12 protein-coding genes, 1 tRNA gene and 1 pseudogene are annotated in these 14221 nt (G+C 31.8%); 2 read left to right on the forward strand and 12 right to left on the reverse strand.

Going from position 1 to position 14221, the window contains the following annotated elements; all coding sequences use genetic code 11:
- Nucleotides 1–135 precede the first annotated feature (135 nt).
- From IGJ34_RS13960 to IGJ34_RS14010, 11 genes are all read right to left on the reverse strand, one after another.
- On the reverse strand, nt 136–291 hold the full coding sequence (locus IGJ34_RS13960) for a mersacidin family lantibiotic (RefSeq protein ID WP_206836700.1): 156 nt from the start codon (nt 289–291) through the stop codon (nt 136–138).
- Nucleotides 292–342: 51 nt separating this feature from the next.
- A complete protein-coding gene (locus IGJ34_RS13965; protein ID WP_430597688.1) occupies nt 343–546 on the reverse strand; it encodes a lichenicidin A2 family type 2 lantibiotic in 204 nt (67 codons plus the stop codon).
- A 50-nt stretch (nt 547–596) separates the two neighbouring features.
- Nucleotides 597–800, reverse strand: coding sequence for a lichenicidin A2 family type 2 lantibiotic (locus IGJ34_RS13970; RefSeq protein ID WP_430597689.1), 204 nt, complete (start codon nt 798–800; stop codon nt 597–599).
- Between the two features lie 29 nt (nt 801–829).
- Complete coding sequence (locus IGJ34_RS13975) at nt 830–985, reverse strand: mersacidin family lantibiotic (protein WP_010772178.1); 156 nt, start codon at nt 983–985, stop codon at nt 830–832.
- Between the two features lie 45 nt (nt 986–1030).
- The gene (locus IGJ34_RS13980) at nt 1031–2398 is read right to left on the reverse strand and encodes a S8 family peptidase (protein ID WP_430597690.1); all 1368 of its coding nucleotides are present in this window, start codon (nt 2396–2398) and stop codon (nt 1031–1033) included.
- A 26-nt stretch (nt 2399–2424) separates the two neighbouring features.
- Nucleotides 2425–4584, reverse strand: a complete 2160-nt coding sequence (locus IGJ34_RS13985; RefSeq protein ID WP_430597691.1) for a peptidase domain-containing ABC transporter — start codon at nt 4582–4584, stop codon at nt 2425–2427.
- Nucleotides 4585–4599: 15 nt separating this feature from the next.
- A complete protein-coding gene (gene lanM / locus IGJ34_RS13990) occupies nt 4600–7674 on the reverse strand; it encodes a type 2 lanthipeptide synthetase LanM (RefSeq protein ID WP_430597692.1) in 3075 nt (1024 codons plus the stop codon).
- A gap of 868 nt (nt 7675–8542) precedes the next feature.
- Nucleotides 8543–8662, reverse strand: coding sequence for a cyclic lactone autoinducer peptide (locus IGJ34_RS13995; RefSeq protein WP_206836828.1), 120 nt, complete (start codon nt 8660–8662; stop codon nt 8543–8545).
- A gap of 48 nt (nt 8663–8710) precedes the next feature.
- Nucleotides 8711–8781: transfer RNA gene (locus IGJ34_RS14000), tRNA-Cys, on the reverse strand.
- A 38-nt stretch (nt 8782–8819) separates the two neighbouring features.
- Nucleotides 8820–9419, reverse strand: coding sequence for an accessory gene regulator B family protein (locus IGJ34_RS14005; RefSeq protein WP_430597693.1), 600 nt, complete (start codon nt 9417–9419; stop codon nt 8820–8822).
- 105 nt (nt 9420–9524) lie between these two features.
- Entirely contained in the window at nt 9525–9959 is a 435-nt protein-coding gene (locus IGJ34_RS14010; protein WP_430597694.1) for a hypothetical protein, read from the reverse strand.
- Nucleotides 9960–10217: 258 nt separating this feature from the next.
- Between IGJ34_RS14010 and IGJ34_RS14015 the strand changes: the two genes are divergently transcribed.
- Nucleotides 10218–11513, forward strand: a complete 1296-nt coding sequence (locus IGJ34_RS14015; RefSeq protein ID WP_206836541.1) for a sensor histidine kinase — start codon at nt 10218–10220, stop codon at nt 11511–11513.
- Nucleotides 11514–11526: 13 nt separating this feature from the next.
- Nucleotides 11527–12258, forward strand: a complete 732-nt coding sequence (locus IGJ34_RS14020; RefSeq protein WP_206836544.1) for a LytR/AlgR family response regulator transcription factor — start codon at nt 11527–11529, stop codon at nt 12256–12258.
- 177 nt (nt 12259–12435) lie between these two features.
- Here IGJ34_RS14020 and IGJ34_RS14025 read toward each other — a convergent pair.
- A pseudogene (locus tag IGJ34_RS14025) lies at nt 12436–13754 on the reverse strand (ISL3 family transposase).
- Between the last annotated feature and the right edge of the window lie 467 nt (nt 13755–14221).

Raw genomic sequence — 14221 nt, forward strand, 5'->3', positions numbered from 1 at the left:
CTCTATGGTTATAGCTTACCAGAAACAATTGAAAGCATTAGCTTCTATCCTGATATATTGATTTTTAATCATAAGTGTAAAGAGACTAGAGTTTTATAGTAAATAAACTCTAGTCTCTCATTTTTCCTTTTTAGCTTAACACCATTTTACTGATGCAAGTGCTCCGATTCCAATTCCAATTGTGAATCCACAGATTGGTGTTGTTTCTGGTTGAACATCGCCACTTCCTTGCATATTTTTCATTTCTTCTTCTGTTAATTCCTCAAATGCTTTTCCTACGATTTCTTCCATGTTTTTTCGCTCCATTTTTTAATTAATTTTTTTAGTTTTAAATTACTGTTTTTAGCAACGTTTAAATGTTAATACAATTGTGATACCCGTACCGATTCCTGCTCCTACTCCTGCACAAGCTGCTGAACTTGCAGCTACTGTGGCTGAAATTGCGCATACCGGGGTTGTCTCTGCTTGTACATCTCCGCTTCCTTGCATTGCTTCCATTTCTTTTTTGCTTAATTCTTCAAATGATTGTCCTACAATTTTTTCCATGTTCCTTTTCTCCTTTTTCAATTAAATTTTTTAGTTTTAAATTACTGTTTTTAGCAACGTTTAAATGTTAATACAATTGTGATACCCGTACCGATTCCTGCTCCTACTCCTGCACAAGCTGCTGAATTTGCAGCTACTGTGGCTGAAATTGCGCATACCGGGGTTGTCTCTGCTTGTACATCTCCGCTTCCTTGCATTGCCTCCATTTCTTTTTTGCTTAATTCTTCAAATGATTGTCCTACAATTTTTTCCATGTTTTTTTCCTCCCTATTCTTATTATTTATTAACACCATTTTACTGATGCAAGTGCGCCAATTCCAATGCCGATAGTAAAACCACAAATTGGGGTAGTTTCAGGTTGTACATCCCCGCTGCCCTGCATCTTTTTCATCTCTTCCTCAGTCAATTCTTCAAATGCTTTTCCTACGATTTTTTCCATTTTTCTTCTCTCCTTTTTCTAATTTTCTTATGATTTTAGTGTTGCTTAATTTATTTTAGATAACGACTGATAGCCATTTACCTTCCCATAACCAAAATATTTATCCAATCCTGGAGTCCCTATGTCTACTCCTCCAGCTTTTAATAACTTATTTACAACTTGATTTTGTGGATAAATACCATACCGTTGATAATACTTTTCATAAATAGTTGCAACAACTCCCGAAACTGCTGGTGTTGCCAAACTAGTGCCTCCACTGAACATATAGCCTTGGGGAATTCCTAATGAACCTAATCCATTATCTAAATATACTGGATACGTTGTAAATATAAACTCATTCAAATCCAGCTGCCCCTCATCATTATAAATATCTCCTCCTGGTGCTACAAAATCAATTTCCTTTCCATAATTACTATAAGAAGATTTATTATCATTTTTACGAGTCGCACCAATTGTAAAAAGATTTTTCATTCCACCTGGCAAATGTATTTTTCTTTCCCTTAATTTCAATGCATCTAAATCTAGGCCATCATTTCCAGCTGAAGCTAGTACAAAAACATGATTTTTTTTAGCAAACTTGATTGCTCGTTCATACGCTTTAATTGTTAGTCGTTCTTCTTTACTCTTATCATTTTTATACGTACCCAAGCTCAAATTTATAATTTGATTCTTATCCTTGACTGCCTGAATAATCGCCTGTATTGTCCAGACAGACTCGCCTGTTGTCGCGTTTATTACTTTATAAGGAGTTATTTTCACATCCGGGGCTACTTGAGTCAAGACGCCTGTTACCATCGTCCCATGACCGTTTTCATCTATGATTGATTGATCATTTGAAACAAAACTCTTTGCGTTTTCCAAAGTTAAATTCTTTTGAAAATATTCACTTTCAGTATCAATACCACTATCAATAACAGCGACTTTAATATTTTTTCCAGTCGCAATTGCATATGACTGTTTATTGCTTGTAACATCATCAACATGCCAACTTAATAAGTCTAATAAGGATGAACTTTTTCTAGAAAAAAGTGCCCGCGTGTTATCGATTCTTTTGACATCTTCAAAATTTGTTGTAACGTCCGTGAGTTTGATACTCTCTGTTTCTACTTTGGACATTTGACCTGATTTTTCAGAAATTTTTTCAATCTGCGTAATATTTTCAATTGTTTCCAACTCTTCTGGGGTTACATTTTCTAAATGAACCATATCAATTTCTTCTATCACTGTTTGTTTGATTGAAGGGTTAATATCATATACAAGTTGAGTGAGTTGAGTGACTTCTTTTTTATCATTCAGCAAAAAGGTTTGCTCAACTAGGTTCATTTGATTTTCACCAAAAGCACTTATCCCCAAACTTAAAGCTGCGAATGCCCCCAATACGCTAACCAATATAATGTGAATCAAGTATCTCATCATCCTGATCTCCTTTTAATTTATTTTTATACTGCTTCTTGTAATTTTTCCTGTAATTTTTCTCCAGAATAAATTTTATGATATAAACCCTTTTTAGCCATCAATTCACTATGCCGTCCATCTTCTACAATGCAGCCTTTGTCCATGACAATAATTCTATCAAAATGCTTAATTGTGTTAAGCCGATGGGAAACTACAATACAAGGCGTAGCATCATTGATGATATTATTCATGATAAAATTATCGGAAATATTATCTAAAGAACTCGTTGGTTCATCTAAAATCAATAATGATGGGTCTTTTATTAACGCTCTCGCGATTGAAATCCTTTGTTTTTGACCACCTGAGAGATTCATACCTCCTTCTGAAATTTGAGTTTCAAACCCCAACGGCATATCTTTTATGATTTCATCCACTCTGGATTTAGTTACTGCCTCATTAAATTTAGTTAAAGCAACAGATTTATTTTTCAAAACAAGATTTTCATAAAGTGTCGTATTAAAAATTGCTGGATCTTGATTCACAATAGCAATTTCTTTATTCAATGCATTTTTCTCAATATCGTTTACATCTACCCCATTGATTTTCACACTTCCATCTGTTGCTGGATACATTCCTGAAATCAATTTCAATAATGTACTTTTACCAGATCCACTTGGGCCGACAATTGCAACTTTTTCACCCTGTTCAATAGTCAAATGCAGATTTTTTATTAAATGCTTTTCAAAATAGCTATACCTGAATGAAACATTTTCCAATTCTAATTTTTCAAATATTTTTATTCCTTTACTGTTTTTCTTATTTTCATTTGTTTTTTGCAATAAAATATCATTGATTTTTCTAAAGTAAGATTTCAACATTAGTAATGAAGAAAATGAACTTAAAAGAGTAATGATTGGTGCTAAGAAAGATAATGCTAATGAATTAAAACTTACCAATTCGCCTATTGTTAAACGTTGTTGTTGTACTTCTAGAATGCCAAAAGAAGTAATCAGGAATGGCAATACAAATTGAATCGATGTTGATATATTACCTATCCAAGAACTATAACGGCCTTTTTCCTCCTGTATATCCAGTTGTTGACTAAAATTATTTTCCCAAGTAGTATAAAAATGTTCCTCCATTCCTAATGACTTTACTGTCTCCATTCCTTCAAATAACTCTACTAAGTTGTTTTGTACTTTACTTTGAGATAGCATTTCTCTATCCGCAACACTTCGTAACTTTTTTGAGTTCATTACTGAAAATGCTGCAATTATCATTGTAGTTACTACTGTTAAAAAAGCCATTCTAGGGGAATAGTAGACCATCAAAGTAAGATACACTACAAGAAAAATCAAGTCTATTCCAGTCGTTATCATCTGTTGACTCAGTATTTGTTGAATATAAGTTGTAAGATTCGAACGAAAAATCAAATCTCCTGTTGAACGATTTACAAAAAACTTCAATGGTAGCTCCATCACTTTTTTCATAAATTTCCTCATTAAACTTTTCTCAAAATTCTTTTGAAATTTCGCTATAATCAACCCTCGAGTTACTTGAAGTAAATAATTCGAACAAAATAACATAACCAATACTACAACAAAGAATAATGAAATATTTTTATTCTGTGATAATAGAGACATGTTGTCCACAAGGGTTGTTGTAAAAATAGGGACTAGTAGTGACAAGAATTGAGCCAATAACGTAAAGAGAATCAATAAACTAATCTTTAGCTTTTGTGTTTTTAGAATGGTTTGCAACACTTCCCATGATTTATTTTTCTTTTTTTCTGGTATTTTATTTGGTACTTCTACAATTTCCAAAATCACCTCTGAAAAATGTTCTGTGAACTCTTCATAAGAAAGTATTTTTTTTCCTTGCGCCGGATCAATGATAACTATTTTATTTTTAGCAACTTTTTCAAATACTACAAAATGACGCTTATTCCAAAAACAGATGCATGGATTAGTCAAAGTTTTAAAATAACTATAGTCTTTTATACGTACTCCTTTTGTCCTTATTCCATAATGAGAACATACCTCCTGTAAATCTAAAAGCGTATTACCGCCTTTAGGAACACCGTATTTGTCTCTCAAACTATTTAAATCTTCTTTTATTTCAAAATAGTTCAAAATCATACAAACAGAAGTCAAACCACATTCACTATGTTCATTTTGTTCTAAAATCGGTATTCGTTTCTTCATAACTCTCACTTCCTTTTAATCCAACATTAAAACATTAGGTACCTTTTCAGGGGAGGCAATTCTTAAAAGTTCATACCCTATCCCACTTAAGCCATCAAATAAAGTAACGCTCGGTATGTTTTTAAGTCCTAAAAGCTTATAGCTGGAATTGGCGAGCAGTCGTTCTTTATACTGGTTGATTCTCCTCTTTAATTCTTTATCTGCATAATTTGATTCAGAAAGTTGTATAAGAAATTCGATATTTCCATAATTACCATGGCATAAGCCATCATTATTTAATTCATTTTCCAATACATTGTTTGCAGCGATCCTTACTTCATCCAGCATTACTTCATCCTGAATATTTGAACTAAGTAAGCTCAATCGGCTCATTCCAATCCCAGCAGATCCATGACACCAAAAGTGTTTTCCGTTTGCTTCGCCCTCTCTTAAGTCTTGCCACGTTTGCTTTTGTACACTGAAGGTTTTTCTTTCCAACAATAATGCTTGACATATTTTTTCTTGGACATTCTCAGTGTATCCTGCAACCTGTGCAAAAGAATTTAGTGCTGTTAAAATTCCAGAGTATCCATGGGCAAAACCGCCCACTTTAATTTCTGAAATATCTATTTTTTCAACTACTTGATCTGCCGATTTTAAGTAGAAATCATCATTTGTAACTTTATACAACTCTACCAATACTTTTAAAAAGCCTGCTAAACCACCAACCCAATCTGGTTGCAACGAAGAATTATTCATACATTCAATTAGATCCTCAACCATTGTTCTAGTTTTGCCTAAACACAAATCGTTCTTAGAATCTTTACATAATTGAGTATACAAATATAGAATACTTCCTAGACCTGAGAACATATCTGTATTCGCCGGTTTAAATGGATTCTCTTTAAAGAGATAGTTATTTAATGCATCAATAACTTCTTGATAGCTTTGGCTTGGTTTAATTTTGTTTAAATTGTAAAAGAAAAGGTAAATCCCTTGGAGTCCTTCATACAGTCCATAATAAACTGCACTATTTGACCAATTATCATAGCTATCCACTTGTAACTTTTGCCAAGTCACTGTTTTTTTGTTTTCCCCCCAAATAGCTCGATCCAATAAAAAGTCTCCAATTGCAATCGCTTTAGACAAAGCTGTCTTTTTCGTTGTTTCTTCTTTAGCTGATTTAACTACTAACTCTTCCAAACCTCCGTTATACAATCCCAATGACAATGTTAATAAATTCAATTGTTGCTGAAACTCTTTCTCGGTAAGATTTTTGATCTTATTCACTGTACGTTCAATTGGTTTTTCTGCGTAATAATCTGAAATAATTGATCCATCTGATGTAATCAAATCTTTTGTTCCTGTATTATTAAAGAAAATAGGAATATCATGATTTAATAAATCTTCTACCTCAAAAGGAACAGCTCGCAGGTCTTTATATGGGTATGCCCATATATTTTCAAACAATTTTTCACGTTCCTTATAATCCATAGTACAGTTAGGATGAGTTGAAAAATCTAACATGTCAGCGTATCGCTGCGTTGCTTTAATGACATTCCTTACCAAGCAATCATTGAATAAAAGTTCAACCCACTTCGCCACTGTGTCTTTATTTTGAATAACAAATTGCATGAATGTAGTAAAACCGTCCAATATCATTTCACTATATTCTTCAAAGTTAAGTTGTATCCCCTCTATTGATGGAATGTTCAATGCACCTTCCAAAATGTGATCTTGATACTCATATTTCATGTTTTCTGAATTAAGGTTTGTTAGTTTTAATACTTTAAAGGGCAGTTTTTGCGTTCCACCACTCAATGCGCTAAACTGAACACCTTTTTTTTCCTTTTCTTCCTCAGCTACTCTCTCTTGAAATAATAAAGTTGGAACTAATCCTGTATTCACAACAGAATCTGTCGCAGAATATTTGAACTTTCCATAAGCATCCGTTCCCAATTCTATTGGCGGCTCATTTTGAATTAAGGTTTCAATGTCAATAATGACTGGAAATTTACCATGTGCAATAATATTTTCAAAGTGTAAATCATTTGCTTGTAAAATATAGGATAGTGCAATCAAATGACCAAACCCTTGATAAAATTCTCCCGCTTCTTTCTTATTTTCACATTCTTTAAATTCAACAAATTCTTCAAAAGTAAACGATTCCCCATAAATTCTCTTTACTTTATAAAATGAAAACTCAGAATGCTCTTCTATTTTCTTCAAAAAGGTATTGAATCGTTCTCCTACTCTAAGATTTTTGAACTTAAAAGCCAATTTCTTTGTTTGATTGAATGTAACAATGATTACAGTTTTGCCTTTACCATGGCTATCACCTGCGCCAATTTTTAATTTAGTTATTTCCAAATTTTTCACTGATATATTCAACAGTTGAGAAATATCTTTTTTAGACTGATTTAAGGCATTAATAAACTCTTTAAAATTAGCAATAGAAAAAATCAATCGTTTCGCTAACAGTTTTGCTAGTACAGGATATTTTTCATAAAAAGTATTTAGCTGTTCATTGGTTGTAAAGTTATCTGCTAAGTAGGATAAGAAAGTAAACTCTTGATTATTCACTTGTTGTTTTTTCTCATGGACATCCAAAACAACGGTTCGCATAATTATTCCTAACATATCTGTAGCAGCAAATTCGATATATTTGATAAGAGCTTCATCTGTTATATTTATCTCCGAGATATTAACTATCTTTTCAATCTCTTGGTTCAAATACAGTAGGTGCTTGCGAATAATATAAGACACATCACTGATTGTAGCTTCTATTTCGTGAGAAGTTTCATTCGTCAACTCCATATGCAGTTGATACCAGTCTTGATCAGCTAAGTTTTTTTCAAGAGTTCGCCTGTTTTCTCTTGTTAATTCTCTTAACCCTTTTTTATAGTCATCTTCTGTAATTCCATAAATATCTAACTTAGTTTCAAATAACTTAGATCCCATTAATGATTTTCTTTCCAACCATTTTTTCAAATGCTGGTTGTCCTCCTCATTAACTAATTCATCCGAAAAAAGCTGTCCACGTTCTTTCATTGTTGTAGCAAAAGCATACGATTGCTCATTTAATTTGTTTTCTAATACTGCATTTCTCATATCATTCACCCCGTTTTTTTCTTTTGAATTAACTTATACATTTAGTATAGAGTGAATTCTCTACTTTTTAGATTTTCATCAGCAGATGTCAAAAAAAGAACCGGATTGCCAATTTCTCTTAAAAACAAACAGTTTTGATATCAAAACTGTACTATTTTATTCCAATATTAGGATTAAAAATAAAATTTCCACAAAAATTAACTGAACATTCTTTTAGTTATTCTCCTATTAAATAAGTTATAGTATATTACTTGTTTCTCTATTGCCCAATAGAAAGTACATTTAATTTTTTTAGTCTACATTTCTTTCTATAAGATAGAAAAAACAAGAACGCAGGACATAACTTAGGGAGAACGAGGGAATCAATTTACTTATTGCGCTCATACAGCTTTTGATGAGCTAAAGGTTATTTAGGATGTTATTATTACTCCTAAAAACCGTAATTGCTCAAATCTAGTTGAAGCTATTTGTAGCAATTTCTCAAGGATTTATGGTGATTACTATGATTATTACTTATACCTAGAAAATCAAGTGTTGCCGTTTTTCTCTATTACTCTAGAAGGATACTTTGAACGAAGTACGGAAAATGGGGGAAATCGCTGTGCACACGCGGCTAATTTTTGCTGCCATGAATTTAAAAAATTAGCTTTATGAAGCTAGAAAAAGAACAGCAACCTTTTTTTTACCATTATTTTCATTATCAAGATAAGAAAATACGCCCAACATTCTATTTTTGAATGTTGAACGTATTTGTCTACAGTATGTATTCATAAATTACTCTCTTGATCTTAATAAATATAATTGTTCATTAGTCATTAAACTTCATTCTCATTTTTTACTGCTGGCTCACCTTATACAATTACTACGACTACTTTTCTGTCTTGTCTATACTTCGTAACTCTTCTGGAATAGTTGGTTCATATAGTGCCCCAAAGCAAAAAGTCTCTACCCCTACGCCACCAATAAACTCTAAAAATTTTTCAATCATAGCTGACTCCTCCTGTAATGTAAAATTATATTTAAAGCTATTTACTAAGGATGGTACTCGGGTTTGAACCGATACTCAAGATTTTGCAGACCTGTGCCTTACCAATTGGCTATACCATCAAAAATTAAATAATACTTTTGACCTTCTTTTGAACCTATTATTCGATTACTGCGTATACGTACGGGCTTAATGTTAAACAAGAGAAAAAACTTCCAAAAATAACCAAGTTTAGTATTACTAAAGGGATCACATTAATGATTAATAAAAGCATCATTACACTATTGGCAACTAGAGCTTTTCTCCTTAATTCCCTTTTTTTCTTCAAATCAGTTATTGGATTTTTCTTTGTTGCTGCGGGTGCAAATTTATAAATTAGACTACTATTTACCAGCAATACTATAAGCAGCATCTCCTTAGATATAAGCACAAAATTGACTAGATAAAAAGGAATTCCAACAAACAAAATAAGAGAAATAACCGTACATTTTAGACTAGAATTTGAGTGTGCTCCATAAGCATATTTTCTGATATATAAAAATGCTAAGTGAAATACTAAGACCGCTTTTGTAATACCCAGCATAAAAGATAATACATAAATAATGCTCAATTTGGAAAAATTTATCAAAATGATTTCTAAAGCCAATTTACATTTTAAATACTTTATTTTATCTGTCTCCGCATCAACATTTAATTGTTCGACTAAAAAAATTGCTGTGCGTTCTGTCAGACACATGCCTTTGTTTATTACTTGCTTCACTCCCATCACCTCCATACTTCCAGTATAAACATGTTCATGAATGGTGAAAGCTTTTATCCTAAATAGCGAAATTTTCATCAAAACTGTAAATTTTCGTGATTTTCTCTAAGGACTGTCAACATTGAATGCTTTATATATTCTAATAGCAGTATTTTCAAACTCTATTACGTTAATTTTTTTTATTAATTTGCGATTTACTTTTAAGTATCTTTTTATTTTTATATATATTTCCTCCATCATTTCAATTTCAGAATCATCATAAATCATTAAAAGAAGTGTTTGACCTTTAATTTCATTTAATTCTTTATAGAGTTCATTTTTGTATATGTGAATTTTCTCCTGATCATACTGCTTAAGATATATGAAACCTTGCGTAATAAAAATAAAGTGATCATTGTCGCTATCGATAGGTGGATGTAATAATTTTTCTTTTTCATTAAATAATTTGAATACATCATAAAACATATTGTCCCAGCCTTTCGCATTAGACTGATTTTCTAAAAAAGAAAAATCTATTACTGCCAATCTCTCTAAAATCATCGTTCCTCCCCCTTTCTAATAATAAAAAAAAGTCATAGTCATTAGTTTTTCTGCTATCAGTATAACCCACTCTAAATACTTATTATTATTTGAATCATCAAAGAATAAAAAAAGGTCATAACTGTAAGACACTTCTTACTCTTCTACCTTTTATAAAAATCAATATCTAGACTACGAAAATTTAATTATTATCTTTTATATTAAAAAAATTACTGTTATAATGATATTAATTCACAGAAGGCGGTCAGGGTGTACTTTATGGCAGAAATAACAGCATTAGTTATTCAAGCTCTAATTATATATATCAGCATCAAATTATTTATGACGAATAAAAGTTTTTTTTTAAAAGAAATCTTCGTCTTGTTACTTTTTTTGGTAAACAACAGTATTGTTCATATTAATCTAGGAATCTATACAATAATTTTCCAACTAATATTGTTATTTATTATTATTAGAATGCATGAACAAGATTGGAAACTAGATTTGATTATTTTGTCTACTGTATTAATAATCAATATTCTAGGTGATCATATTGCCAGTCTTCTCATTTCATTTTTCTTGAGACTACATCTATTTGACTCTCTCTCAGAAAATATAATTCCTTTTTTAATTTCATATGCAGTAATTACGATCGGTATTATTTTAATTACTAGAAACTTTTCAACCCATTTTTCCGATGCCATGAAATCAAATAGCACAAAAACTTTGTTCGCATTTGGCACCACTTCAACTCTTTTGCTCTTTTATCTGAATGTTTTATTTGAATTAATTTCGGGTAATAATCGTACTATTATCGAATTAAATCTACTCTTTTTTATCATTTTGATTCTTGTGTCTTCAGTTTCAGTTCACTCGTATATCGATTCATTAAAAAGAACATACGAAATTGAAAAAAAAGAGACTGAAGTGAGAACGATGCGTAAATATACTTCTGATTTAGAATATCAATATTTAGAGATCAGAAAGTTTAGACATGATTACCAAAATATTTTAACTTCATTGGAAGGATATTTTATAAAAAAGGATTATGATGCATTAGAAACTTATTTTTTTAATAATATCAAACCTACAGGTAGTCAAATAGAACAGTATAATTTTGAACTTAAAGACATAAGCCGACTGCATTTAGATGATATAAAAAGTATATTGACTGCTAAAATCATTTTGGCTCAAGAAAAAAAAATGAACGTATCTGTAGAAATTCAAGAAACAATTGATTTTATCAATATTCCCCATGTCTCACTTGTACGTATCCTAGGGATATTACTTGACAACGCAATCGAAGCCTTAGAAGAATTGCGGGACGGTCTTTTACAAGTTGCGTTTATAAAACAGAAAAATTCAATACTTATCGTTATACAAAATACTTGCAAAACATCCATTCCAAAAATCTACCAATTAAAGAAACAAGGCTTTTCAACTAAAGGTAATAATAGGGGTTTAGGACTAACAAATTTACAAGAATTGATTGACGCTTGTCCACAATGTACTTCAGAAACCCTTATAGTTGATTCTACATTTATTCAAAAAATTATTATCCATAATAAAACTTAAGGAGTGTCTAGATATGCTATCAATTTTTATTTGTGAAGATGAAACAGAGCAGCGAAAAAATATTGAGCGCTATGTTAAAAATACGATCATGATTGAAGACTATGACATGGAGTTAATTATCTCCTCAGCAGATCCTCATGAGATCTTAGAGTATGTTAAAACACATCCCAAAACAACAGGATTGTACTTTTTAGACGTTGATTTAAAACATGAAATGACTGGTATTGCTCTAGCTTCTGAGATAAGAGAACAAGATGATTTAGGTAAAATCGTTTTTGTTACAACACATGCTGAGCTTTCATACTTAACATTTACTTATAAAGTTGAAGCAATGGACTATATTATCAAAGACCACCCTGAACACATTCAAAAACGCATACAGGAATGTGTTCATACTGCTTTTAAACGTTACAAAAATGATCGACAAGAAAAAAAGAACATCTTTAAAATTAATGTGGGTGATAAAGTGCATGTCATAAATCATGAAGATATTCTCTTTTTTGAAACCTCTCCCACTCCACATAAAATTATACTACACTTGGATAATTCTCAGCTTGAATTTTATGGGGCAATCAAGGAACTTGTATCCATTTCAGATGATTTCTATCGCTGTCATAAATCATTTGTCATAAACAAAAAAAACATTAAAAAAATTCATAAAAAAGAACGGGAGGTAGAAATGAACAACGGAGAAATCTGTTATATTTCTACAAGATTTATGAAAAATCTTATTGAGAATAGCTAAAAAATCTCGTTGTCACTCATTATGATTTTCTTACGCTAGTCAATTTATTATTTCTTAATTGTACATACCTAGTTTTCATTCTACCTAGTAGCAGTTCTTAATTTCATTACACAAAAAAGGGTTCTTTGTCAACTAATGTTGGTGAAGAAATCCAAAGAATTAAATCACTAATGAAGCCTAGAGGGAAATTCCTCTAGGTTTTTCTATTTGATTGAAAAGAACAGTGCCAAAGCATAAAGTAATTCTCAATTTAAAATTATAGAAGTTACGGAAGCCATAGGCGTTTCTCTTTAATACTTTTATATGGTTATTCAAGCATTCTAATGGTCCGTTGGAATAAGGCAAATTCAACGCATTTTTAATGCCCGTTTGACCTTATTTAAAGGTAGTAATGGTTGTTTGATAATAAGCTGGAAGCCTAGAATAATCTTGTTCTAATAACGTGTGAAACAGTGCGTAATCTCTTGTTTGTATGGCATAGAGAAAAGCCTGATAACAGGTGTAGCCAGCTTTCAATTCTTCATCATAGGCGAGTAACCGATCGACAAGTTCTGTTTCTGTTAAATAGGCACGGAAAGAAGGACGCCATTGGTGTTTTTCAAAATGGAGCTTCGATTGATTCTTTTGAAGCAGTTTCCAGTATTTCTTCAAGTGACGGTATTTTTTTGCCTCTACAAAACCTTGATGGAGAAAGGTATTCATTCGCTGAATTCGGTGTTTTAAGAATGTTCGCCCAACGTGTTGCACAATATGAAAGCGGTCAAGATCAATCTGAGCCTTGGGAAATAGGTTCTTAATTAACGAAAAATAAGGCGTATACATATCGCAAACAATGTACTTTACACCTTCACGAACAGTCAAAGGAAATCGTGAGAAATAACGTTCTAAAAAAGGGAGCTGGCGATTTTCAACGACATCGAGTAATTGCTTTGTTTGTCCATCCATCATAATGAAACTCATAGAGGCAGCGACTTGTTTCACTGATTTAAATTCATCAAAACAAAGAATTTCTGGCAAGGTGAGGCGATTGATTTTTTTTGGTTCGTAAAACTGTTTCAATACGCGATACACAGAAGAAACAGAGACCTTCTTCTGACGGACAATTTCACTCATAGATGTGGTGTTTTTTAAACGATTGGCAATCGAAAGCTTCACTTTCTTCGAGATTGAGCAACACTTTTCGATAAGATTTGTTTCAGCGACAAAAGTTCTATCACAAGAATGGCAGAAGAAACGACGTTTTTTCAAGCGTAAGTATGTTTGGTATTCAGAAACATCATTCACTAAAATCAGACACGTTGTAAAGCTCCAACGAATAATCGATCCTTTTTCTTTGGCCCCGCAATGAGGACAGGAGTGAGCGAAATAATCCAATGTACCAGCAAATACGTGGCAGATTCGTCCTTTGATCCGTTCCTTTTTTAAAAAATCTTCATTAAAAGTAATGTTTAAGTCTAGAATATCTAGGTATTTTTGATAAGGTTTGTATAGGACATCTTGATTTTCTCCTTTTGATTGGTTTTAGACGACTTAATTCTAAAGGATATCAGGGTGTCTTTTCTAGTATTTCGCATTAAAAAAGATGCCGGTAATTGTTCACCAACATCAGAAAGTATAGTGCCCAAAAACCGATGAAAGTTACTCTTCATCGTTTTTGTGTAATGTATTTTGTGTTTATCCTCTATAATACCAGTTGAATCAGTCTATTGATAAAGTTTACGTATTAAAGGATAACTTTTTTCATTATCTAAATACAAACTGTCATGATGGCAAACTATTTTTATTGCTTATCTCTTCAACCTTTTCTTTAAATGAATTTAAGATACAAAATAGTTATTCCTACTCTCTATAAAAATATCCCTACTTATGATACGGTTCTGCGTATCGTAAGTGAATGATATTTTTCTCGAAATCTAAACTGATTTAAAACCTCCAAATAATACGCAATTATTTGGAGGTTTTT

Origin of the sequence: Enterococcus sp. AZ177, assembly GCF_050544585.1 — a bacterium.
GTDB classification, from domain to species: Bacteria; Bacillota; Bacilli; order Lactobacillales; family Enterococcaceae; genus Enterococcus_L; species Enterococcus_L plantarum.